This is a genomic window from Asticcacaulis taihuensis, from assembly GCF_900100255.1.
GTDB classification, from domain to species: Bacteria; Pseudomonadota; Alphaproteobacteria; order Caulobacterales; family Caulobacteraceae; genus Asticcacaulis; species Asticcacaulis taihuensis.
This window is the reverse complement of sequence record NZ_FMTS01000002.1, coordinates 1-23434: the sequence shown is the minus strand read 5'-3', so window position 1 is coordinate 23434 and position 23434 is coordinate 1. Positions and strand designations below refer to the sequence as shown.

The 23434-nt window shown below is 55.6% G+C and carries 17 protein-coding genes; 12 read left to right on the top strand and 5 right to left on the bottom strand.

Translation table 11 applies throughout. The features are described 5' to 3' along the window. The first annotated feature begins 111 nt into the window (after positions 1–111). Positions 112–1629, top strand: coding sequence for an IS21 family transposase (istA, locus tag BLO49_RS06950; RefSeq protein WP_090646292.1), 1518 nt, complete (start codon positions 112–114; stop codon positions 1627–1629). Further along, positions 1619–2398: an IS21-like element helper ATPase IstB gene (gene istB / locus BLO49_RS06945; RefSeq protein ID WP_090646289.1), complete on the top strand. Its 780-nt coding sequence runs from the start codon at positions 1619–1621 to the stop codon at positions 2396–2398. Before istA ends, istB begins: the two co-directional genes overlap by 11 nt. A gap of 62 nt (positions 2399–2460) precedes the next feature. Here the strand turns inward: istB and BLO49_RS06940 are convergent, their stop codons facing one another. The 3 genes from BLO49_RS06940 to BLO49_RS06930 form a co-directional block, all read right to left on the bottom strand. Next, the gene (locus tag BLO49_RS06940; RefSeq protein WP_090646285.1) at positions 2461–3027 is read right to left on the bottom strand and encodes a hypothetical protein; all 567 of its coding nucleotides are present in this window, start codon (positions 3025–3027) and stop codon (positions 2461–2463) included. Positions 3028–3369: 342 nt separating this feature from the next. Continuing rightward, entirely contained in the window at positions 3370–4281 is a 912-nt protein-coding gene (locus BLO49_RS06935) for a HEPN domain-containing protein (RefSeq protein ID WP_090646282.1), read from the bottom strand. A gap of 68 nt (positions 4282–4349) precedes the next feature. Then, complete coding sequence (locus BLO49_RS06930; RefSeq protein WP_090646280.1) at positions 4350–4637, bottom strand: mobilization protein; 288 nt, start codon at positions 4635–4637, stop codon at positions 4350–4352. A gap of 259 nt (positions 4638–4896) precedes the next feature. On the opposite strand from BLO49_RS06930, the gene traA reads away from it, so the two are divergent. The 10 genes from traA to BLO49_RS06885 all read left to right on the top strand — a co-directional run bounded on the left by traA (position 4897) and on the right by BLO49_RS06885 (position 22200). Continuing rightward, complete coding sequence (gene traA / locus BLO49_RS06925) at positions 4897–7377, top strand: Ti-type conjugative transfer relaxase TraA (protein ID WP_090646277.1); 2481 nt, start codon at positions 4897–4899, stop codon at positions 7375–7377. Between the two features lie 338 nt (positions 7378–7715). Continuing rightward, positions 7716–9857: a type I secretion system permease/ATPase gene (locus BLO49_RS06920; RefSeq protein ID WP_170828245.1), complete on the top strand. Its 2142-nt coding sequence runs from the start codon at positions 7716–7718 to the stop codon at positions 9855–9857. Next, a complete protein-coding gene (locus tag BLO49_RS06915) occupies positions 9854–11248 on the top strand; it encodes an HlyD family type I secretion periplasmic adaptor subunit (protein WP_090646272.1) in 1395 nt (464 codons plus the stop codon). The genes BLO49_RS06920 and BLO49_RS06915 overlap by 4 nt, the downstream gene beginning before the upstream one ends. Then, complete coding sequence (locus BLO49_RS18145; RefSeq protein ID WP_170828244.1) at positions 11248–11859, top strand: hypothetical protein; 612 nt, start codon at positions 11248–11250, stop codon at positions 11857–11859. Before BLO49_RS06915 ends, BLO49_RS18145 begins: the two co-directional genes overlap by 1 nt. 25 nt (positions 11860–11884) lie before the next feature. Then, positions 11885–18376 (top strand): DUF4214 domain-containing protein, encoded by a 6492-nt coding sequence (locus tag BLO49_RS06910; protein WP_090646269.1) that lies wholly within the window; start codon positions 11885–11887, stop codon positions 18374–18376. A gap of 63 nt (positions 18377–18439) precedes the next feature. After that, positions 18440–18889 carry a toxin-activating lysine-acyltransferase gene (locus tag BLO49_RS06905; protein ID WP_090646267.1) on the top strand — a complete coding sequence of 150 codons (450 nt, stop codon included), beginning with the start codon at positions 18440–18442 and terminating at the stop codon, positions 18887–18889. Between the two features lie 2 nt (positions 18890–18891). Beyond that, positions 18892–19500: a hypothetical protein gene (locus BLO49_RS06900; protein ID WP_245678918.1), complete on the top strand. Its 609-nt coding sequence runs from the start codon at positions 18892–18894 to the stop codon at positions 19498–19500. Continuing rightward, positions 19494–21065 (top strand): TolC family outer membrane protein, encoded by a 1572-nt coding sequence (locus BLO49_RS06895; RefSeq protein WP_245678917.1) that lies wholly within the window; start codon positions 19494–19496, stop codon positions 21063–21065. Before BLO49_RS06900 ends, BLO49_RS06895 begins: the two co-directional genes overlap by 7 nt. Next, entirely contained in the window at positions 21062–21580 is a 519-nt protein-coding gene (locus BLO49_RS06890) for a hypothetical protein (protein ID WP_090646261.1), read from the top strand. Before BLO49_RS06895 ends, BLO49_RS06890 begins: the two co-directional genes overlap by 4 nt. A 248-nt stretch (positions 21581–21828) precedes the next feature. Continuing rightward, the gene (locus tag BLO49_RS06885; protein ID WP_139159637.1) at positions 21829–22200 is read left to right on the top strand and encodes a hypothetical protein; all 372 of its coding nucleotides are present in this window, start codon (positions 21829–21831) and stop codon (positions 22198–22200) included. A gap of 553 nt (positions 22201–22753) precedes the next feature. On the opposite strand, the gene BLO49_RS18670 is transcribed toward BLO49_RS06885, so the two are convergent. Together BLO49_RS18670 and BLO49_RS06880 are read right to left on the bottom strand one after the other, a co-directional pair. Then, positions 22754–22882, bottom strand: coding sequence for a hypothetical protein (locus BLO49_RS18670; RefSeq protein WP_281187219.1), 129 nt, complete (start codon positions 22880–22882; stop codon positions 22754–22756). 21 nt (positions 22883–22903) lie between these two features. Beyond that, positions 22904–23434: SDR family oxidoreductase (locus BLO49_RS06880; RefSeq protein ID WP_139159636.1), on the bottom strand; the 531-nt coding region annotated here is incomplete at its 5' end.

Sequence of the window (23434 nt, the reverse complement as noted above, 5' to 3'; positions counted from 1 at the left end):
TGTTGAATATCACCGAAAACTGACCCATTTGGCGGCTTAATTATCATCAGGAATTGACCCATGTGAAACTCCCCTCGTTGTCGAACAGCGAGGGCCCTCGGAGTGATAGACATGGCATTATTGAGCGTCATCAGGCGCTGGGCTTTTCGGGATCGGATACCTATCCGTGAGATATGTCGGCGGACCGGTTTGTCCCGGAATACGATCCGCAAATACCTTCGGTCAGATGTTGTCGAGCCGACGTACCAGTCGGCGGCTCGTCCGACAAAGTTGGACGCTTATGCAGACAAGCTGGTCCACTGGCTGAAGATCGAATCTGGCAAGTCACGTAAGCAAAAACGGACGATCAAGCAGCTCTACGCGGACTTGGTGGTGCTGGGTTATGACGGATCGTACCCACGTGTCGCCACCTTCGCGAGGGAGTGGAAAGCCAATCGGTTGCGAGAGCAGCAGATGAGTGGGCGCGGAACATTCGTGCCTCTAGCCTTTGAAGCTGGCGAAGCCTTCCAGTTCGACTGGAGCGAGGACTGGGCGATCCTGGGTGGCGAGAAGACCAAACTCCAGGTGGCGCACTTCAAGCTATCGCACAGTCGCGCCTTCATTGTCCGGGCGTATCCACTTCAGACCCACGAGATGCTGTTCGATGCCCATGTCGAGGCCTTCCGGGTCTTAGGTGGTGTGCCGAGGCGTGGAATCTACGACAATATGCGGACCGCCGTCGACAAGGTGGGTGCGGGCAAGGCGCGGCAAGTGAACCTACGCTTCCAGGCGATGGCCAGTCATTACCTGTTCGACGCCGAGTTCTGTAATCCGGCCTCCGGCTGGGAAAAGGGACAGGTCGAGAAGAATGTCCAGGACGCCCGCCACCGTTTATGGGTGCCGATACCGAGCTTCCCGGACCTGGCGGCGCTGAATGCCTGGCTGGAAAACCGTTGTATGGCCTACTGGCAGGAAATCCCGCATGGTGAACTGCCCGGCACAATCCATGATGTCTGGGCGGAAGAGCAGCCGTACCTGATGGAGCCTTCCAGGCCGTTTGATGGCTTCGTCGAACACACAAAGCGGGTGACGCCTACCTGCCTGGTGCACATGGAGCGCAACCGTTACAGCGTGCCGGCTTCGTTCGCCAACCGTCCTGTCAGTGTGCGGGTTTACCCTACGCGGATCGTCGTCGCCGCGGAGGGACAAATCCTGTGCGAACATGAAAGGATAATCAATCGCTCCCATAGCCCGGGGCGCACGATCTACGACTGGCGCCATTATCTGGCGGTCATCCAACGCAAGCCAGGTGCGTTGCGAAACGGCGCACCGTTCCTAGAACTACCAGAGGCGTTTCGGCGCCTGCAGCATCACCTACTTAAACGCCTGGGCGGTGATCGGGAAATGGTCGAAATCCTGGCCCTGGTCCTTCAACATGACGAACAGGTCGTCTTACAGGCAGTCGAACTGGCGCTGGCCGGTGGCGTGCCGACAAAGACCCATATCCTGAATCTGCTGCATCGTCTGATCGATGGGACAACACCGCCGGACACGATAGATGCGCCTCAGGCCCTGCGGCTTACGCAAGAACCCTTGGCCAATGTTGAGCGCTACGACGCCCTGCGGATGGAGGGTCGCCATGCGTCATGATCCCGCCAGCGCGGCCATCGTCATCATGCTGCGGTCGCTGAAAATGTACGGCATGGCCCAGGCCGTCACTGAACTGACGGAGCAAGGCTCGCCTGCGTTTGAAGCCGCAATCCCTATCTTGTCCCAGTTGCTGAAGGCGGAAACCGCTGAACGCGAAGTCAGGTCCATCGCCTATCAGATCAAGTCGGCTCGTTTGCCAGCCTACAAGGACCTGTCCGCGTACGACTTCGCTTCCAGCGACATTAACGAAGCCCTTGTGCGACAGTTGCACCGCTGTGAGTTTATGGACGGCGCCCAAAACGTCGTGCTTATCGGTGGACCCGGGACCGGCAAAACGCATATCGCAACAGCCCTGGGCGTTCAGGCGGTTGAGCACCATCGCAAGAAGATCCGCTTCTTCTCCACGATCGAGTTGGTCAATCTGCTTGAACAGGAAAAAGCTCAGGGCAAAGTCGGACAGATGGCAGACCGACTTCTGAAGCTCGACATGGTGGTCCTGGATGAGCTGGGTTACCTGCCGTTTAGTGCCTCTGGTGGCGCCTTATTGTTCCACATGCTTAGCCGGCTCTACGAACAGACCAGTGTCGTCATTACGACCAATCTCAGCTTCAGTGAATGGGCCGGTGTCTTCGGCGATGCCAAGATGACCACGGCGCTGCTCGACCGGCTCACCCACCACTGCCACATACTAGAGACCGGCAACGACAGCTTCCGCTTCAAGGCCAGCACCGCAACGGCAAAATCGAGGAGGGAGAAAACTGTGACTTGACCCCACCACGACCCGCAGCGTTATACCTTAAAGGTGGGTCACTTCCTGATGAGATTCCTGGGTTAGTTCTTCGCGATAATCAACACGCTTAAATCTACCTGTTCGCAATCCCATATCAGCCTGCGCACAAGCTCGCCCCGCAGCTCTTCGTCACTACGGACGTTGATGAACGATTTCGTTTCCTCGTTCAGCGCCATTGCCTCCAATCTGGCTCTTAGCGGCTGGATATCGGCGCCCTGAGCAGCGCGGCGCCAATAAGCGATCCCGCCAATTCCATTAATTTTATCGACTAGAGACCGCTCAATTCCTTCCTGGGCGGTTGTTAAATATCGTAGGTTCACGCATTTATTTGGATTGAGGGCTGTCAGCTTTACCAAGCTTTCGATGGCCGCTCGTGCGCCAGCGCTGTTGAGCGTCAGACTTGCTCCGGTGTTTTTGACCTGAACATTGTTGATAGCCTGGCCTACAGCAGTCGCGTAATCTTCAGCCACTTCTAAGAAAAGAGTCTCGTTCGATTTTAGCTCAATCCAAGCTTTGGTACTGGCATATATTTGGTAAGCATAACCTTGCAAGCTCCCAAGAGCTTGCCGGGTAGGATCGCCTTTAATGTCCTCAAAACTCGACGCCATAACCCGATCTATAAGGAGTCACGCAACCGGTTCAAGCATTTATGTTGCCTGCATCTGAGAGGACTGTGGAGCGTAACGCGACGGAAACACTAATCGCCCCGCTTCCTGATACGTCACTTTAATAAACAACTATTGTGGAAATCTGCGCACTTGAACGGGCGTTGCGGCCGAATTTTTTGCCGAATTTGCAATCGTCAGATGGGTTAAAAAAAACTCGCGCCAAATCACGTTCAACCATATGGCGGGACAATTGTTTCATACCGTCACAATCTAATTCACGAACCCACCAAATGGCTTGTTGCTGTATCCATTTGAGCCAGGAAAGCCCTACGCCATACCGCATTATGATGCGATTTTCACTTCGCAAATTTGCTTTGCCTTATCGCTCAAGAGACTAACGCGTTCTTGCAACCAGGTCAGCTCTGCGCCCGTAATTTCATATTCGGCTGAGTACCGCGCTTCGACATAGGCGCGTTGCAATTTTGCGAAACACCGCCGCGCAAATTTGTCGTCCGGCCAGACATTGCGAAGGCGCTCATCCAGCCCTTCGGCCTGTGCCCTCAGAAAGCTAAGGCGGTGAGACTTCGGGCTGTAAAGAGTGAACACCAGCAGGATGCAGTGATAGAGTGCTTCTGTCACCTGATGAAGGGTGAAGGCGACATCCTTTGTCCATTGCTGATCGTTTTGTGCTCTGCTCAAAAGATAGCCAGAAGTTTCTAAACGCCTCTCTGCATTCGCCATCCACTGCTCATAATAGCCTTTCGCCTCCGCCTTGATCTCTTCAGAGGACAGTGCTTTTGCCTTCGCCAGCGGGTGCCCCTCGGCCTCAAACAGCATAATGCCATCACGGGCTATGTCACTGAAGAACGGCCGCCCTCTGGCCAGTTGGTCATTCACGTCCTGGAGGCTGTGAACTATAAAACTGACTGGCGTTTTCAGCTCATGGGTGAGCGTGTATTCGCGCACAAATGTATCGTCCGCCGCCGACCAGTATTCCTGTAAGTCAGTGAACTCATGACCGCTGACAACAACGAGAATGTCGTAGTCCGAGCGATAGCCTGACAGACGATCCTCGACCCAGCCGCCACGGGCGTATGAGCCGAACAAAATGACCTTCAGAATGCGGCCGGCCTTCCGCTTGTCGGAGAGCTTTGTCCTCGTCGCATTATCGAAGGTGTCGAACAGCACTTTCACCACGTGCTCAAGCTCGCGCCGTTTGATATCCGGAAGATGGTCGAGAGCGTCAGGCGACATGAAAATTCCTAAAATACTTTACCGGTATAAGACGCCCGGACTCGCTCCGCAATGGCCGGTACTGATTGTCATGTGACATGCCTGTTTCCGCCTGCACCATTCGGCAGCAGGTCGTCGAACAAAGCTACATCGCTGTCACGTGACAAAAAGCCCGGCAGTTCGCGCCTGAGCCAGGCCTCCAGTTGCGCGGCCATGGCTTCATCCCTCCGGTCGTCCAGGCGGTGCAGAACCAACGCCCCCAGCAGCACCTTGCGCCGGGTATCGCGTGCCCGTTCCTGCTTGCTCAGGCGGGCAGTCAGGGCCTTCTTCTGGGCTTCCAGTTGCGCCAGACGCTCAGCAATCGATTTGCGTGTCATGATAGCTCCTCCCGTTGCGGTATCTGAATACTACGCCGGAGAGACCGTCCGTCAAGCAAAAATACAACCATAAGAATCATTGCGGTCAAAACGCTCTCGCAAAAGTGGACAAATGCGCGGTATCATGTTGTTCTGATGGCCTGACAATGTGCGGCACACCGGGTGTGATCTAGCGAAGCGAAGAGCACACAAGGGCGCACTTACGAGTTGCAGGCAACTCAAGGCGGCCGCAGGCGCTTTAGGGAAGGGCAGGGAGGGCATGGCAATTTATCATCTGAGCATGAAGCCCATTGCCCGTGGCAGTGGCCGTAGCGCCGTGGCGGCGGCCGCCTATCGTTCCGGCACTTGCCTGACGAACGAGCGCGACGGGCTGGTACACGACTTCCGACGTAAGGGCGGCATCGAGCACACCGAGATCGTTCTGCCCGAAGGCGTGGATGCCGAATGGGCAAAGGACCGGTCTGCCCTGTGGAATGCCGCAGAGTTCGCGGAACGACGCAAGGATGCCCGTGTGGCGCGGGAGTTCGAGATTGCCCTGCCGCATGAACTGTCACCAGAGGAGCGTCTGGACCTGACCCGTGAGTTCGCTCAGGGGCTTGCCGATCGTTACAAGGTCGCTGTGGACTTCGCCATCCATTCGCCGGATGACGACACCGATGTGCGTAACCATCATGCGCACGTCATGATTACCACCCGTGAAGTGACAGAAGCCGGCTTAGGCGACAAGACGCTTCTGGAGCGGGAGAACCGCTGGCTGGCCGATAACAACCTCCCGACCTCGCACCAGCAGTTGAAGACCCTGCGTCTGGACTGGGAGGAGCTGGCCAATCTGCATCTGGTCAGGGCCGGTCATGAAGTCCGCATCGATCACCGCTCGCATCAGGATCGCGGCCTGTCACTGGAGCCGACCCGGCATATGGGTGTCCACGCGACGCAGATGGACAAACGCGGCATCGATGTCGAGCGGCAGAGGGTGGAGGCAGAAGCCGCTCGTCGGAATGCCGCCCGTATCCGGCAGAACCCGGCGGTCGTGCTCGACATGATCACCAATGAGAAAAGCGTGTTCGACAAATGGGATATGGCAAGGACGCTTCACCGCTATATCAATGACGACCCGCAAGAGTTCCAGGCGCTGCTGACAAAAGTCATGACGTCAGACCAGCTCGTGCAACTGACTGAACAAAATGCACAGACCCCGGCCAAATATTCGACACGGGAGATGGTGGATCTGGAAAGCGGCATGATCACCTCCGCGATGCGCATGAACGAGACCGGCAGCCACAAGACCGATCGTTCCCATGTCGATGCGGCGATCAGCAAGCAGACCCACGCGCTCATATGGGCCAAGCTCACCGACATGAAGGCGGAAATCTTTGAAAAGGGATTGTCGCAAGACCAGGTCGGAGAACGCATCAGGGATGTGGGCCTGAGTGCCGAACAGGTCTACGCCATCCGTTACGTGACAGCCGGCCGCCAGATCAGTGCCGTTGTCGGCTATGCCGGCGCCGGCAAGAGCACCATGCTCACGGCCGCCAGAGAGGCTTGGGAGGCGCAAGGATACAGCGTCCATGGCGCGGCACTCGCCGGCAAGGCGGCGGAGGGACTGGAGGAGTCATCCGGTATCGCCTCGCGCACCCTGGCGTCGTGGGAGCACGGCTGGAAGAAGGGCCGCGATAAACTGACATCGAAGGATGTGTTTGTCATCGATGAAGCCGGCATGATCGGTTCAAGGCAGATGGCGAAGTTTGTGGAAGAAGCAAAACAATCCGGCGCCAAGCTGGTACTGGTCGGTGACCACGAACAGCTCCAGGCGATCGGCGCCGGTGCGGCCTTCCGATCGATCGTTGAGCATGTCGGCTCAGCCGAGTTGCAGGAGGTCCGCCGGCAGCGTCAGGACTGGCAACGAGAGGCGTCCATTCTGTTCGCCTCGCATCGCACGAAGGAGGCGCTTGAGGCGTACATAAAGCATGGTGCCGTCACCATGGCCGAAACACAAGACCATGCCCGTCAGACGCTCGTCAGGGACTATGTGAAGGACATGGAGGACAATCCCAATGGGTCACGCCTCGCGATGGCGCACCGGCGGGCCGATGTCCGGCATCTCAATATTGACATCCGCATGGCCCTTCAGGAATCAGGGAAGCTTCCGGTTTCGGTGAGGCGAGCCGGAAATGCGGACACTGTCGAACAGGTCTATGACACGAACGACGGTGTCCGCACCTTCGTAAAAGGTGACCGCCTGGTGTTTCTGGAAAACAGCCGGGACATGGGCGTGAAGAACGGGATGTTGGGGACCGTGGAACGGACGGACCATGACCGGTTGTCCGTCAGGCTAGATGGTAACAAGGGCCAGGTCGAGATCGATCCGTCGAAGTACAAAGCGTTTGATCATGGATATGCCACCACCATCCACAAAACGCAGGGCGCGACCGTAGATCGATCGTTCCTCTTGGCGTCGGATACCATGGACCGGCATCTTACATATGTGGGCATGACGAGGCACAGGGACCGAGGGATTGTGTATGCCAGCCGTGATCAGTTTGTGGATCGAGACGCATTTATCAAAACCCTCAGCCGGTCGGGCGCGAAGGAGACGACTCTGGATTATCCGAGACCGGGACCGGAAGGATTTGCGATGAGGCGTGGGATAGACAGGTCCCGCGGCGATTTTGCGTGGGATGTGGGCGCATCGAGCCGGTATCTGAGGCCAAAAACGCGAGAGCGGGATTTGGAAAGGTAGCGAGCGTGAAGACCCTGAATTGAATATCTGTCTCGCTGGGTTGAAGTCGGCGTCAGAACCATTTCCTTTTCCCCAGACATCCCGAGTGGCGTGGAAATCCTCATAAATTAAGGTTGCTTGTTTGAAACGCCACACTATTTTCACTTTGAAATTCAAAGTTGTGAGCACTTTCGTTGGGATTTTGACAAGAATATTGTTATTGTTGAAAATATTCAAATTATTCAAGGTCAAATAATACTAATACCGATTAACGCTGTCATGGTATTATAATATTTCAAGCTATTTACAAATGCCTCTTCACGGTTGTATCGTTCAACGTGAAGTTCGGAGGCGGGTGAGTGGCAGAGGGGGCGGATAAAGTTTCCGACGGTGGATTGGAGTGCCTCGCATTATTGCTTGGATTTCACCAAATCAGCGCCGATATCCCGCAATTACGCCATGCCCTGGGTAAGGGCGAGCCCACGGAATCGGGTGATCTGGTCCGTCTGGCGCGTAAGCTGGGTGCGCGCGCCAAAATCGCCAAAATCGCAATAGACAAGTTGGTTGGGGCACCGCTCCCCATCGTGTGCCGAGACTATGTCGGGTCTTTCTTCATCCTCGCCCGTGTAAATGACGGCCAAGCCCTGATCCAACGCGCAGGCAAGCCGCCGGAAGCCATTAGTTACGCCCAACTATCAGAAATGTGGGGTGGCGAAGCGGTCCTGATCACCACACGGTCGGAGCTGGCCTCGCTTAGCAGGTTCGACATTACCTGGTTCATTCCAGCGCTCGTCAAATACCGTGGCCTTTTGGGAGAAGTGCTCGCGGCGTCTTTGACACTCCAGTTGTTTGCCCTGGTGACTCCATTGATATTCCAGGTCGTCATCGACAAGGTGTTGGTGCACAAAGGGCTGACCACCCTGGATGTTCTGGCCATCGGTCTTGGCTTAACGGTTGTCTTTGAAGCCGCGCTTTCCGGTCTGCGATCCAGTCTGTTCACCCATACGACCAGCCGCGTTGATGTCGAGCTCGGTGCGCGTCTCTACCGTCATGTCCTCTCCCTGCCGCTCGCTTATTTTGAAAGCCGGCGGGTAGGAGACACGATAGCACGGGTCAGAGAGCTTGATACCATCCGGGAATTCCTGACGTCGTCGTCGGTGACGCTGGTGATCGATCTCCTGTTCACAGTCGTCTTCCTCGTGGTGATGTGGTTTTATTCACCATGGCTTATGTTGATCGTGGTCATCGCCATTGTACTCTATGCGGTTACGGCCGCATTGATCACGACGCCGCTGCGTAAGCGTATCGAGGAGCGGTTTGCCCGCGGCGCGGAAAGCCAGGCTTTCATGGTCGAAAGCGTCTCCGGCATTCAGACGCTTAAAGCGGCGGCGGTCGAACCGCAGATGCAGAATCGCTGGGAGCGTTTGCTATCCGCCTACGTGACCTCCGGGTTCAAGGCGGCCCGTCTTAATATCTGGGGCGGACAGGCGATCCAACTGATTAATAAGGCCTCGACCGTTTTGATCCTGTTTATTGGCGCCAAGCTCGCGCTGACAGGCAAGATTACGGTGGGCGAACTGGTCGCGTTTAACATGCTAGCTGGCCGCGTGGCTGAGCCCGTGCTGCGACTGGCGGGCCTTTGGCAGCAATTCCAGGAAGCGCGTGTCGGCATCGATCGCCTGGGTGATATTCTCAACACCCCTACAGAAACCCAATTTTCGCCGTCCAGAGCCGCTCTGCCGCGCATCGAGGGACGGGTCGCCTTCGATGATGTGACCTTCCGTTACAAGCCGGGTGGCAAGGAAGTCATTCGCCGGGTCAGCCTTGATGTCAAACAGGGCGAAGTGCTGGGCATTGTGGGCCCGTCTGGTTCGGGCAAGTCCACGCTGACGAAGCTCGTTCAGCGCCTTTACGTCCCCGAAAGCGGCCGTGTCATGATCGATGGTGTGGATCTGGCCCAGGTTGATCCAGCGTGGTTGCGCCGGCAGGTAGGTGTGGTCCTTCAGGAAAACCTGCTCTTCAATCGCACGGTACGCGACAATATCGCGCTGGCTGACCCCTCCTTGCCGATGGAGGCTGTAATGGCCGCAGCGTCGATGGCGGGCGCGCACGACTTCATTCTTGAGCTTCCCGAAGGTTACGACACCTTGATTGAGGAGCGCGGTGCCAATTTATCAGGCGGTCAGCGTCAGCGGATCGCCATCGCGCGTGCGCTCATTACCAATCCGCGTATCCTGATCCTGGACGAAGCGACGTCGGCCCTGGATGCGGAATCTGAGGCGATTATCCAGCAGAACATGCGCTCGATAGTTCAGGGGCGTACCGTGCTGATCATCGCCCACCGTCTTTCCGCGATACGGACCGCGCATCGCATTATCACTATGGAGGCGGGCCTTATTACCGAATCGGGGACGCATGAGACCTTGATGGCGGCGGACGGTCGGTATGCGCAGTTGTGGAAGACGCAGATGCGCGGTGGGCAACCGGGAGGCCATGCATGAGCCTGGCACGTCACGTCAATGTCTTGAAGGAATCATGGAGGGCGGAAACCGAACGTCGCCGGCTGCGTGGCCACAAACTGGTGGAAACCCAGTTCCTGCCAGCAGCCCTGGAAGTCGTTGAAACGCCACCTTCCCCGCACGGGCGGGCCGTGATGTGGCTGATCATAGGTTCTGCGGTAACTGCGCTGACCTGGTCGTGCCTGGCCAAGGTGGAAATGGTCGCGGTGGCCGAGGGGCGATTAGTACCGACGGGGCGGTTGCGTTCCGTGGAAGCTCTGGAGCCCGGCCTTGTTCGTAGCATCGCGGTTCGGGAAGGCGAGCATGTTAAAGCCGGGCAGGTGCTGATCGAACTGGATCCGACCCAGGCTGGCGCCGATGCCCGAAGCGCTACCACGGAATTGACGACGGCTGGATTGACCCTGGCCCGTTCAAACGCGCTGTTGTCGTATGCGAGCGGCGGCAGTAGTGAAATCCATGCGCCGGCCGATGCCGCGCCGTCAGCGATCCAGGCGGAACGGCAAGTGGTGGCGGCCCGTATCTCGGCCTATGAAGCCAAGCGCGGGTCTATTGATGAACGCCGGATAGGGGCGGAGGCGTCTGCCCGATCGGCCAGTGCTGAAATCGTCAAGCAGGAACGCACGCTTCCCATCCTGAAAAGCCAGCTCGATGACCAGACGGTTCTGGAGGCCAAGGGCTTCGGCGCCCGGCAGAAGGTGCTGCAACTCCAGCAGCAAATCGTCACCGTCGAGCAGGACATTGTGTCGCAACGCGCTCGCCTGGATGAGGCGCGGGCGCAGGTCGCCTCCTTGAACCGCGACGCTGCCGAAATGCGTGAGCAGTTTATCACCCAGGCGGCGCAGGAGCGTAGTGAAGCCGAGGGCTTGACCGCGACGCGCGCTGATAACTTCAATAAGGCAGATCAGAAGCTGAAGCTCCAGACCCTGTCTTCCCCTGTCTCGGGGACCATTCAGTCGGTGGCGGTCACAACGCTTGGCGAAGTTGTCGAGTCCGGGAAGCCCATTGTGACCCTCGTTCCCGACGGTGAAGCGCTCGTGGTCGAGGCCCTGATGCTGAATAAGGATGTCGGCTTTGTACATGTCGGGGCGCCGGTTGTTGTGAAACTGGAGGCGTATCCGTTCACGCGTTATGGCACCATTGAAGGTACCGTGACAGAGATTTCACCGGATGCGATCGTGGATGAAAAGCGCGGTCTGGTGTTCCCTGTACGAATTAAGTTGTCACAATCGCAGTTCAAAGTTGAAGGAGTAGTTCGGCAGCTCTTCTCCGGTATGAGCGTATCGGCGGAGATCGTTACCGGTAAACGCCGCGTAATCAGCTATATTTGGTCTCCGGTTTCCAAAGCCGTGAATGAAGCGGGAAGGGAGCGCTAATGCGCATTTTTAGGCTCATGGCAATTTTCACCACGTTGCTTTGTATTTCGTCGTGTCAAAAACCAAGCATAAGTCGGGCGGGTAATGCCGGAATGCCCGGTCAGTCAAAGCAGCGCCTCTCTCTAGAGAAGCCTCCTTCCATTTTTCCTGGTGGTTTAGCTACGTCAAGTATCTGTCCCGAATATAGAGGCTCCAATGTCTCACCAAGTGATTTTGAACTCGATGCGTACCGACATCGGCTAGTAAAGGGAAGGCTACAATCGGCAATTGCGATCAATTGCGTTATTTATCTATATTCGCCCAGTAATTTAAGGCATTGGGCTGCTAAAGGAGATCCAGTTGCAGCTTTAGCAGATATTATTGTTAGCGAAAATGCTGTCGGCTTTTCGTGTGGGAACAAAGAACGAGTGAAGCATACCTTGCAAGGCGCGGTGGCTGTAAAAGTGCGCGATCCAATATCTCAAAAGGAATTGTCGAGAGTTCCGGAAATTTACAGCGTGCTCGACAACATAGATTTTTATTGTGGCGATACATTAGACCCATCTAATAGAATTGAGGCCATCGTCAACGGATTTGATGAAGAAGCTCTTTCGCCAATAAAATACCATTAAAAATAATCGAAATCGGAGATTTGTCATGGGGTTTACCGTCCAAGAAGATGGTCGTACAATAGTTTATGTGGATACTTCAACAAATACTACAGTTCATTTTGTAGTGAACGGGACCCGAAGTGTAGTTCAGTCTTGGGCCAATATGCTTAACCGTATTGCGGCATTAAGCTCATCGGTATCTCTGGCTTTAAGTGAGGTAAATGGCTACAAATTCCGTTTGACTACACAGACGGATGGCAGTTCTGCGGGAGGGTTCACTCCAACTGTTCGCAATCCAGATGGAACACCCAAGAATGTCTATGGCATCGACGGTGTCATCGCAATTAATCAGCTAAGTGAGGCTGGGGCGGTAAATTTTAACGGGAATCCTGGACGGGAGGGTTCTTGGGAAATGATGACGCTTGCGCATGAAATAATTCACACCGCATACGGGTCGCATGTTTGGCAAAGTCAAGCAACTCATGGTGAAATTGACGTTAGTTTAGCGACCAATGCAAATATAATTGCAGATCCCGGCTATCGGACAGAATTTTTGTTAGCAGCAAACCTTAGAATGGCATATAGAGGGGATGCCGATATTCAGTATACCTTGCCCGGTGAAACGCAAGTCAGGCAGGGTTATTACGCTTCATCTGCGGGCATGCCGTCCACGGTTGAGCTCTTCAATGACGGTGGACGACTCTATTATTTAGGGACCGATCCAAGCGTCAGATATTATGTTGTTAGCCAGCAAGTCTTCATGGAGCGAGCTGCAGATAAAATTCGAGCTGCGATACTTAGAAAAGCAGCGAGCAACGCAGACAATGCCGATGCCGTTGATATTTTCGTAGACGGCAAAGCGCAGGGCGAAGTTATATCAGATGAAGATATAGCTAAAGCCTTCCTCAAAACACAAGATTTTATGGCGTACGCGCAAGTTGGCTCAATCGTCGGTTCGAGCTTAGGAAACATCCTGGCAAATGGAAACGCAATTGGCGGTATTGTATATTCCTCTCTTTTCGGAGAGATTGGTGAGAGGATCGGTTCTGCGCTAGCAGGAAATCCCAACGGGAATATTGTACAGACCATTGATCAAGCTACCGGGGAGGTCGTTGCGCAAGCGAGCTTCAATCCGGAGGTTTGGGCTCGAATGAAGAGTGCTGCTTCAGGAACAATCAGTTCGATTTTGATGGCCGATTTAGCGCATGGCCTGGGATTGAATGGGTTTGCTAGTGATCTGATTGTTTCAGGATCTTCAAGTGTATTGGGCAAAGTAATTGAAAATGCGCTGAACAATACAAATTTATGGAGTGGAGTCCGCGTAGCTGAATTGACGCCATTCGGAATGGTTCAACAATTCGACTATTCTCCAGGTGTAAATCTGGCTGCCAACGCTCTTGGATCATTTCTTGGTGCGAAGCTCGGAGCGATGGTGGTGGCGCCGGAGACGCAGGCCGCAGTGGCGCTTTCGTCAATTGGGGCAGCGGTAGGCGCGTATGCGGGTATCTCGATAGGCACATCACTTCTTGGCTCATTGAGTACTTGGGGCAACGTGTTATGGCCGGGAGTTGGCTCGTTTGTTGGGTTTGTTTTAGGCGCACTAATTGGCAACCTTTTTGGAAAAAAGAAGCCTAAAATGCCAACCGCGAGCGCGGAGACAGCACTTCAGTTGCCATTTGCCAAATATGAGGTTGGCGCTTGGGTATCGGCAAACGGTAGTCTTAATTTAGTTCAGTCAATGGCCACCAGTGCACGTGATATCCTGAATGGTCTATTGCAGGAAATCACCTATGGAGATCGAAATGCAATAGTGTCGAATGTTTCGTCAGCATTGACCTCTCAGATATACGGACACTCTGGTTCTCAACTCTACGTTAAAATTAATGGAATAACTCACAATGTTAGTTCGGCAGACGATGCCGTGGAATACGGCGTTCTTTCAGCTGCACGTAATACGCAAGTTGTTGGTGGCAATCTGTTCCTAAAACGTGCGATGCTAACTTCCGGTGCGACTGATCTCACCACTTTTGCTGGTGATTTGAAGATTGCATCCGACTACAATGTGTACGGACTGAGCAAGGATGAAATTAACGCGCTATTTTCTCAGGCATACGACACTTTAGCGCCCGCGCAAAAGCAGTATTATCAGGACCATAAGGCCTTTATCGACATGATGATGGCAACTGAAGAGGGGACTCTGTCGACGGTTGATGCGAATACCTACGCCCAAAATAAGGTTACTATTGACGCGGTCATAAGCGCGCTTAGTGCGCAGGCGGCTGTTAACCCTTGGATCATTACCTTGCAAAGGGCGGGAGAGCTCAAACTTGATCAATTTGCCACCTCGGACTTCTACGGCGGTCTCGCTGGGTTTTTGGATAGTTTTGGAGTCGCTAACGTCAATAGTAAAGTCCATTTTGAAGATGTGCACGTCAATGCCGTCACCGGCGGGGGCATGCGTATTGGACTTGATAAAGTTGTCACTACGACCGATCCATATAGTGCGGCGGCGAAAGTCTATCGTCTTTATCAGGGGTTGTTGGATCGGGCTCCTGATGGTTACGGTCTGACCGACTATACGAATTACATTCAACTCGGCGAAGCAACGCTAGAGGATGTCGCGAGTTCGATCATTTCCAGCCAGGAATTTGTTAATCGGGTCGGAGCAAACCTCAGCGACTGGGATTTTGTCGTGCAATTATACGCCACAGTGCAAAACCGTGGTGCCACCAATGCGGAAATCCAAAGCTGGGTCGATACAATAAATAACGGCGCTTCCAGAGCCCAGGTTGCTATAGGCTTTACGGAATCGAACGAATACGTAAACAACTCGGCGTCGTTCATTCAGAACGGCCTCACATATACTTCGCATGCGCACCAGGATTTCTTTACCGTCTTGTCCCAGTCGATCGGATGGGATGACGAGCTGGTTATCGATCAGGTGTCCCAGGTGGGGCTGACGTCAAGTTCCGGCGTTACCAGCAATAGCAGCGATTTTGTCGATATGAGCGCGTCGGCGACAGGCGTGACCGTTAATGACTGGCGGCAAGTTTCGGTTAACGGCAGCCTGCAATGGCAATCAGGCGGCGACAATATTTTCATCGGAAGCGCCGGTAATGATACGCTGGCAGGGGGGACCGGATCCGACTGGCTGATGGGAAGTGGCGGCTACGACATCATGTGGGGGGGCGACGGCAATGACGTTCTTATCAACCCAAACGGTGGCGGCGAGCTTCACGGTGAAGCAGGCGATGACTACGTCATGGGGGGCTGGGGTTATGGTGACGATGGCAATGACACCATGGTGGGACGAGCCGGCTATGATTCGCTCGTAGGCGGGAATGGCGATGACCTGTTTCTCATGGCAAAAGACTATAGCAACAATTGGTATGTTGGAGGGCTCTGGGCGACCAATAGCGATCCCAATGGTAGTGACACGTTGAGCGCTGAACGCCTGGATGTTGGCGTCGGCTTCGACATCGACTACCGCCCAGCGGACTGGAATGGCAATTCAGATCTAACCCTGGCTGACGCGGCTTCTCGAAGCGTCAATTTGTACAATTGGGCGACCGGCCAATGGTTGTCTGTCATGAATGTCAACAGCATCGAAAATGCGACGGGTTCATTGTTCGGTGACCTGATTTACGGGACAACAGGTGACAATGTCCTTCGTGGGCTCGCCGGAAATGACACACTCTACGGCCGGGCAGGCGATGATGTTATTGAAGGCGGTGCTGGCGTCGACACTTTATATGGTGGCGCGGGAAAAGACGTGCTCAGCTATGAGAACTCCTCAGAAGGTGTTTACGTCAATATGGCGACCGGCGAAACATCTGGTGGAGACGCTGCGGGAGACGTATTCACGGAGTTCGAAAGTCTAAGAGGTTCAAACGCGTCCGATCAGTTACGAGGCGATAGCAGCACCAATGTAATCGAAGGCCTCGATGGCGATGATTGGATCATTGCTACTGCAGGTGGAACTTCTACCACCGTCACGATTCCAGATTACAATGATTGGTCCGGATATGGCGGTCCCCGCCAGATCACGTATTGGACCGGTGGTGACGTCTATAACGGCGGTTCCGGCAACGATACCGTCGATTATTCCGAAGCGACAAGTGGTGTAACAGCCTATCTGGGCAGCTACACCATAAGCAATTCCGCCAACACAGCAACTGCCGGCACCGGGTCAGCGGGTCTGGCGCAAGGCCACACCTATATCAGCATCGAAAGCATCGTCGGCTCGAACTACAACGATAGCCTGTCTGCCGGGGCGGGGGCTCAGTCTTTCGAGGGGGGGGCAGGCAACGATTTCCTTTCTGGCGGCGCGGGTGCCGATACCTATTATTTCGGTCGCGGAGATGGTTCTGATACGGTTACAGAAACCAATGCCGACAATAACACCGTAGTGCTCGGCGCGAACATCACCGTCTCCGACATGTACAATCCAACCTCAGGCGGAAGCAGCGGCTTCTTTGATGTCGGTATCCGAGGCACTAGCGATATCATCCGCTTCAGCGCCAATTTCGCGGACCTGGGCAACAACCGGCTAAAGACCATCAGCTTCAATGGCCAGAGTTCCCTGGATGTCAGCAACATCACCTATCAGCCGAGTGGCGCGACAGGCTATAATGACGCGCTCAACGGCTGGGCGGACCAGGCGGATCTGGTTCAGGGCTTTGAAGGCAATGACGTGCTCACGGGCTCCGGGACATCATCGGAGAGCAAGGGCAATATCTTCATCGGTGGCACGGGCAACGATACGCTTACCGCTTCCGTTGGTGACGACCAGTATGCTTATGATAGAGGCGACGGCATCGATACCATTACAGACAGCGGCGGCGACGATACGATTGTCTTCGGCAGCACGGTTGCGGCGGATGATGTAGTTTTCAAGGTTGTGGGCAATGATCTTTACATCGGCCTCAAGGACAAAACAAACACGGCTCTGACCGCCGATCAGGTGAGTGAGCGCATCAAGATCGTCAATGGTGGCGTTCAGTACAAAGTCGTTGATGGCAACGATCAGACGACCGTCTACTCCACGACCCTGAACACAATCGAATATGTTCAGGTCGGCGGGACAACTATGGACCTGACCAAGCTGAACATCGATTGGACAGTGCAAACTACCTGGCAATATGGCGATACTTATCCGATCGTACTGGATCTGGGCGGTGATGGTCTCAACCTGACCGCCGTCGAAGATAGTGATATTATTGTCAAGACGGCCCAGGGCGGGTTGTCGCGGCTCGGCTGGGCCTCAGCAGCAGATGCCTTCCTGGCGGTCGATCGCGATGGAGATGGTGCGATCAACAAGCTGTCGGAAATCTCGTTCGCTCAGGATAAGGAAGGCGCCACCAGCGACCTCGAAGGTCTCAAGACCTGGGATACCAATGGTGACGGTATTCTCAATGCCAGCGATGAAAACTTCGACAAGATCCTCGTCTGGCAGGACCTGAACCAAAATGGCCGCTCTACGGCCCGGGAACTGCGGACGCTGACCGAAGCCGGCATTATCGGTATCGACCTCAACGGCACGGCGACCGGCTATACGCCGGGCACCGTGATCGATAACTACGTCCAGAACACAATGAGCTTCATCTGGGCAGACGGGGCCCGGGGAGACGCCTACGACGTTGCGCTGGCCAGGCACGTGCTTGGCACGGACGGCTTATATGCCGGCGCGTACCAGGCTGAGTGGGGTGCGCGCGACGAAGATGGTACCTTAGGGCGTCTGTTGAACGATCCGGAAACGGCCGCGAAGGCTGCCCTGGTCAGCCAGCGCCGGACAGCGGTGGAAGATCTCGTTGCCAGCTACGATGAGGTCAGCCTCAAGGCGCGCGTCGATTTCACCGACACCGACGAAGTGTCGGCCGAGGTTGCCGAACGTATTGCGGAGATGAACCACAGCGAGCGTGCGGCGTGGTTGTCTGGTCAAACGACAACCGTGGACGACAAGATCCGCTTGATGAGTTCGGCGCAGACGATCGCCGTTCAGCTCGATCAGGCCGAACAGGCAACCGACGCGCTGGTAAGTACTGGTTTGGATCTGGCTAGTGAAAGCCTATCGGGTTCGGGTGCGTCCTCGTCAACCGGCGGCAACAGTAGTGCTCAAGTTCCGAGCGTGCAAGCCAATGGCGCAGGCATCACTTCCGAACTCGGCGTCCCGCTGACTGCTAGCGAACCGATCGGCGGCGTGGTAAACACGGCGGCGGCTAACGGTCTCGACAACGCCTGGTGGCGTCAGCAAACCCTCGATGTTGCCAATGGTGTGACGTCCCTGGGGGCGCTTATGGCCTCTATGTACGGACCAACGGTTACGGCGGTTGGATCGGGTCCGGAGGGCGGCATCGTTGATGATACTCTGACCCGCCAGCAGCTTATCCTGCTGCAATCCATGGCGGGTTTCGGCAGCAGCGCCGGTGGCGAGGCCGCCATTTGGCAACGCGGAACACCCAACATCGAGCAACCGCTGGCCGCGTCGAGCGGTGTACGTGGCGTGTCGCAAGATGCGGGCGCAGCTCTGGTCGCCTAAAGTAAAAGCGTTTCAGGATGTGTCGACCTATGTTGGCGCATCCTTCTTATTCTGGAGTACGATATGGCCGACGAGGCAAAGACGATCGGGGACACCCCCAAAAAGACCGTAGCGCAAGCGCTCGGTGAAATTACCTGGCTTATGACCCAATCGCCGGTTCATAAGCAGTTGTTTATCGGGGATCTGGAATGGTTCGCCATGCCGGCTATTTTGCTGGAGCAATTCCGTATCTGGAATGGCCCGAACAGTCCGGCCGCCGTTGCCTTCTGGGCTTTCGTCAATGCCGACACTGAAGCGCGTCTGGAAGCCGGTGGAAATAAGCTGCGCCCGGATGAATGGCAGAACGGCGACCGGCCCTGGCTGATCGAACTGGTTTCGCCGTTCGGCGCCGTCGATGAAATTCTGGCCGACCTGTCGGCATCGGTGTTTCGTGGCGGGCCATTCAAGTTCCATCGCATCGATGAAACCGGCCTGCGCGTTGTCTCCAGCTATTCGCCGGCGCAACCGAACTGATCATGCGCCTGTCCCTCAAAACGGCTGGCATCCTGGCTACAGTGACAATGGGCCTGGGCCTGATGGCTTTCGATTGGCCCACTCAGTTGAGTTGGCTGAAGCCAAGGCTGGCCGAGCCTTCCCCGGCAAGCTTGCAGAAGGCATACGACAAGGTTCGTCAGAAAACCTACCAGCTTAAAGGCTGGATGATGACGATCCAAAAGGACGGCTTCACAGGTCAGGTGCGCTGCCATCTCTTCTCCATGCGGACTCTTACGCAAGGGCGGATCACCTATTCGCAGAACACTCTGGGTTTCGAGTTGGATCCGAACGAGACAACGCTGAATGCCTGGTATCGCGTCGATGGGCAGCCCGCGCGACGGGCGAACGATCTCTATCCTCGCCTGGTGGCCGCACAGGTGGGCGGTGCTGACGGCAGCCTGGAAAATCCGACCGGGGGCATCGTATTGATCCCGGTCGCTGATCTTGTCGGCGCCAGCGTCGTCACGATCAGAACGAGTGAGAGGTCTGCGCCCAAGCGGTTTAACCTCAAGGGATTTGATGAAGCCCTTGCAGCGGCGCGATATAATGGGTGTTCTTCCGACGAGGCGTTCGAGCGGTACGCATGGTAAAGCCCTTTCATGTACTTTGCCTGTCGGCAATGTTGAGCGGCCTTACGACGGGTGCTTCGCAAGCAGACACACTTGTTGACGCCCTTGTCCAGGCCTATCAATCGAACCCGACTCTGCAAAGCCAACGCTACGACCTGAAGGCACTCGATGAAGCGTACGCGAGGGCGCGCGCCGGCATACGTCCGGCGGCCGAACTACAGTTCTCCGGAGAGTACGTCGGCAGCCGGGCCGGGAACACTACCCAGTCGTTGCGTTTGGTGGCGGACCCCACCGTAGGTCGCCATCTCGATACGAACCAGTCTGACGTCAGGCTGGTTGTGGAACAGTTGCTTTACAGTGGCGGCCGGGCGAGTAGCGGCATAGACGCGGCGGCGTTTCGGGTCCAGGCGGGGCGTGAGGCCCTGCGGAGCCTCGAAGGAGATTTGCTCCTACAGGTAGTCACCACCTATGCTGACGTCCTTCGGGATGAAGAAGCGTTGGATGTGCGTCTCGCCAATTTGAAATCGCTTGAGCGTCAGTTGGAAATGACTCAGGCGCGTAAGGTGGCGGGAGAAGTGACAGCGACCGACGTTGCCCAGGCCGATGCCCAGCTAGAGGCCGCACAGGCGCAGATAACCTACGCCCATGTGCAACTCCAGGCCAGTCGAGCGGCGTATGCGGCCCTGGTCGGAAAAAATCCAGGAACCTTGGAAGCTTTGCCTGATCTGCCGCTCATGCCGGCAAGTCTGGATGACGCATTTGACCGGTCGGAGGACAGTAGCCCCGAACTATCGCAGGCCCGCTTCAACGAACGGGAAAGCCAAAAGCAGATTGAGGTCGCCAAAGCGAGCAAGTCGCTCAGCGTATCAGTGCGCACCTCATACGGCGTGACCGGTGAACTCGTCCCTTATTACATCGATAATCAGGATCAGGCCTGGACGGTTACGATCAACGTCAGCAAACCCTTGTTCAGTGGCGGCGTCAACCAATCCAGCTATCGGGAAGCCCTGGATCGCAATGCCGGCGATCGTCTGCGGATCGAAGCCGCGCGCCGGCAGGTCATGCAGAATGTGATCCTGGCCTGGAATAATATCGCTGCCGCTCGCCAGAACATGTTAGTTCAGGAGCGCCAACTCAAGGCCGCGCAGCTCGCAGCACTCGGCATGAATGAGGAATTTCGTTACGGGCAGAGGTCGACGCTCGATCTATTGGTGGCCGAGCAAAATTTGCGGGATGCAGAGTTATCTCAGATCAATTCTCGCCATGACGCCTATGTCGCTGAGGCAACCCTGTTGCGGCAGATAGGCTATCTGGAGGCTCGGGCCCTTCTGGTCGGGCTGGAGCTCTATGACCCGTCGAAGAACCTGCGCGATGTCAAGGAAAAGGGCGATGTGCCCTGGGAAGGGCTTGTCGCCCGGACAGACCGCCTGGGTGTTGGTCATGTGGCAACAGTTCGGATCGATCAGCCGGCGAAAAGCCTGGATGCCCGGATGGCCTCCATCGCGTCAGCGTCTCGTTTAACGCCCGAAATTGCCACTGAAAGCCGCATTATGCCCGCGCCGGGAACAACTGGGAGTGCACAATGATCCGAGTATCAAAGCTCATAAGAAAATTAGGTTTATTGCCGGCTATCGCCGCCCTCGGCTTGATCTCATGCGCCATCGTTCCGCCGGTGGGTGCGCCCGCACCGCAATATATTTTGCGGGATGCGCTGACGTCGCCAGTGGCAGATATTGAATCTAGAGCAGAGAAGGGCAATGCCAGAGCGCAGCTCAGTTTATCCATCCTTTACCAGTATGGATTGCGCGGCAAGCCACTCAGCCTGGTTTCGGCGTCGCAGTGGCGGGGCAGGGCACTCAGGTCCACAACCACCGCCCCGATCACTCAGTACATTCCTGGAATAAATGGCAAGCCTGGGCGTACCGCGATTATCAACTTGCCGAAAAGCGATGTGCCGGGGGCAGAGGTCGCGGCTACAGATGCGTGTGCGGCGAAATTGAACTCGGGAATTCCTGATCTTCAAGCGACGACGAGTTGCGGCGGACCGGGTGTTTTTATGGAGCTGAGCCAACTGTGGGCAAGTGCTAAGATGGGTATGTGAAGTGGATCGCTTATATATCTGCAATCTGTTCTGGGGTTTCGTTACGCTCATTGGATAAAAGGGGTGGGTGGGGGATGCGGACAAAAAGTCGGATTGCCTTGGAGGTAGTTCATTTATTCCTATGCAGACAGAAAGCGAGCGGTTGAGCTTTATCTCAATGTCGGTGTCTGCGATCCCCGAGCGGTCGATAAGCCTTGTCCTTCCGGCATATAGTTGCCGCAAACTGAATTGTCTTTAGGTCCCATGCCGTGAACAGCAATGAGATACATCCAAATAACCCGCCCAATAGCGCCTTTCGGTTTGCCCCATGGCTCTGGGGTGCACTGGTCGTTGGATTTGTCTTTTATCCGTTAATTATGTCGGCGATGATGTATTCTGGTATCATCGGCCTCGTAATTATCGGATTATCACCGTTACTGTACGTCGGCGTCTTTCTCCTTGTTGCGCTGAACAAGGGGGAGGCCGAATCGAAACGACAGGCTATGACCCACGTAGCGCTCACGATAGGTGCAGCCTTAGGGATGGTGTTTTTGATCTTCGTCGGTCTCATCGCCCTGTTCATAGTCTTCATTATTTTGGGGCTTGGCGATTGGCTAAACTTAGGGGCGCACCTCGCTTGAAGCGATTTGTTTAAATATGAAAGCGGGTGATGTTTACGATCGTAGGACGTTCATACGCACACGGCTTAAATTCACCAAAAGTTGATGAAATTGGCTTCGGATTGGCACGTTTTTTGGCACACCAAATATTGTTGTTTATTATTGTGTAAAAATAAATAAATAAAATCAAAAAGATGATATTGTATCACCCGGTAGCTCGTCAGGCTCATAACCTGAAGGTCGTCAGTTCAAATCTGGCCCCCGCAACCAAAGCCATCGCACTTTCGAGTGAGGTGATTTTACCAAGTTCACCAGAAGCCACACAGACCCCCGAGGCAGATGCCGAGGGGGTTTTTGTTTGCCGGCCCCGGTCTGCAACCCACAACAGGATGTCGGCGAGGTCACCGTGAATGGCTGGTGCATGTCGACCGTTTTGTTGGCTTCACCCATACCGCCGATTGGGCGAGGGCATTTATGGATAGGCGCCATTTCTTACAAGTCGGCACTGCTCTTGCCTAGGTGCTGCAGGCCCGGCATTTGTGGGGGCAGGTCAATCAACGCCCTCCGGTTTTGGCTACACGGCCGGTCCGGAGGTTTTTTGCTCTGAACTTAACAGCACGGCCTCGTGGGCATTGGCAGGAACGGCTGTCAGGGAAACGGCCATAGCGGCCAGCGACGACAGGATATAACGTCTCCAGGTCATGAGCGTCTCCCTGATGTAAATTTACCGCGCCAGCCATCCGCCATCCACGGGGAGTATGATGCCGTTGACATAATCGGAGGCGGCGGAGGCGAGGAAGACGGCGGCGCCGGCCATGTCCGAAGGGTGGCCCCAGCGGCCGGCGGGGATGCGTTCCAGGATCGAGCGGTTGCGGGCTTCGTCGGCCTGCAGGGCGGCGGTGTTGTCGGTGGCCATGTAGCCCGGCGCGATGGCATTGACATTGACGCCCTTCGCCGCCCACTCATTGGCCAGCAGCTTGGTAATGCCGGCAATGCCCGATTTCGAGGCGGTGTAGGAGGGCACGCGGATGCCGCCCTGGAACGAGAGCATCGAGGCGATATTGATGATCTTGCCGGACCCTTGCGCGATCATATGTCGGCCGCAGGCTTGCGCCAGGAAGAAGGCGCTTTTCAGGTTCAGGTCGATCACGGCGTCCCAGTCGGCTTCGGTGAAATCGACGCTGTCGGCGCGGCGGATCATGCCGGCATTGTTGACGAGAATATCAAGGCCACCAAGGTCCGACAGGGTGGTCGA

Coding starts and splice junctions, on each gene's coding strand:
- BLO49_RS06915 (WP_090646272.1), top strand. CDS start 9,854: ATGAGCCTGGCACGTCACGTCAATGTCTTGAAGGAATCATGGAGGGCG.
- istA (WP_090646292.1), top strand. CDS start 112: ATGGCATTATTGAGCGTCATCAGGCGCTGGGCTTTTCGGGATCGGATA.
- BLO49_RS06910 (WP_090646269.1), top strand. CDS start 11,885: ATGGGGTTTACCGTCCAAGAAGATGGTCGTACAATAGTTTATGTGGAT.
- BLO49_RS06895 (WP_245678917.1), top strand. CDS start 19,494: ATGGTAAAGCCCTTTCATGTACTTTGCCTGTCGGCAATGTTGAGCGGC.
- BLO49_RS06900 (WP_245678918.1), top strand. CDS start 18,892: ATGCGCCTGTCCCTCAAAACGGCTGGCATCCTGGCTACAGTGACAATG.
- BLO49_RS06905 (WP_090646267.1), top strand. CDS start 18,440: ATGGCCGACGAGGCAAAGACGATCGGGGACACCCCCAAAAAGACCGTA.
- BLO49_RS18145 (WP_170828244.1), top strand. CDS start 11,248: ATGCGCATTTTTAGGCTCATGGCAATTTTCACCACGTTGCTTTGTATT.
- BLO49_RS06930 (WP_090646280.1), bottom strand. CDS start 4,637: ATGACACGCAAATCGATTGCTGAGCGTCTGGCGCAACTGGAAGCCCAG.
- BLO49_RS06935 (WP_090646282.1), bottom strand. CDS start 4,281: ATGTCGCCTGACGCTCTCGACCATCTTCCGGATATCAAACGGCGCGAG.
- traA (WP_090646277.1), top strand. CDS start 4,897: ATGGCAATTTATCATCTGAGCATGAAGCCCATTGCCCGTGGCAGTGGC.
- BLO49_RS06890 (WP_090646261.1), top strand. CDS start 21,062: ATGATCCGAGTATCAAAGCTCATAAGAAAATTAGGTTTATTGCCGGCT.
- BLO49_RS18670 (WP_281187219.1), bottom strand. CDS start 22,882: ATGACCTGGAGACGTTATATCCTGTCGTCGCTGGCCGCTATGGCCGTT.
- BLO49_RS06940 (WP_090646285.1), bottom strand. CDS start 3,027: ATGGCGTCGAGTTTTGAGGACATTAAAGGCGATCCTACCCGGCAAGCT.
- istB (WP_090646289.1), top strand. CDS start 1,619: ATGCGTCATGATCCCGCCAGCGCGGCCATCGTCATCATGCTGCGGTCG.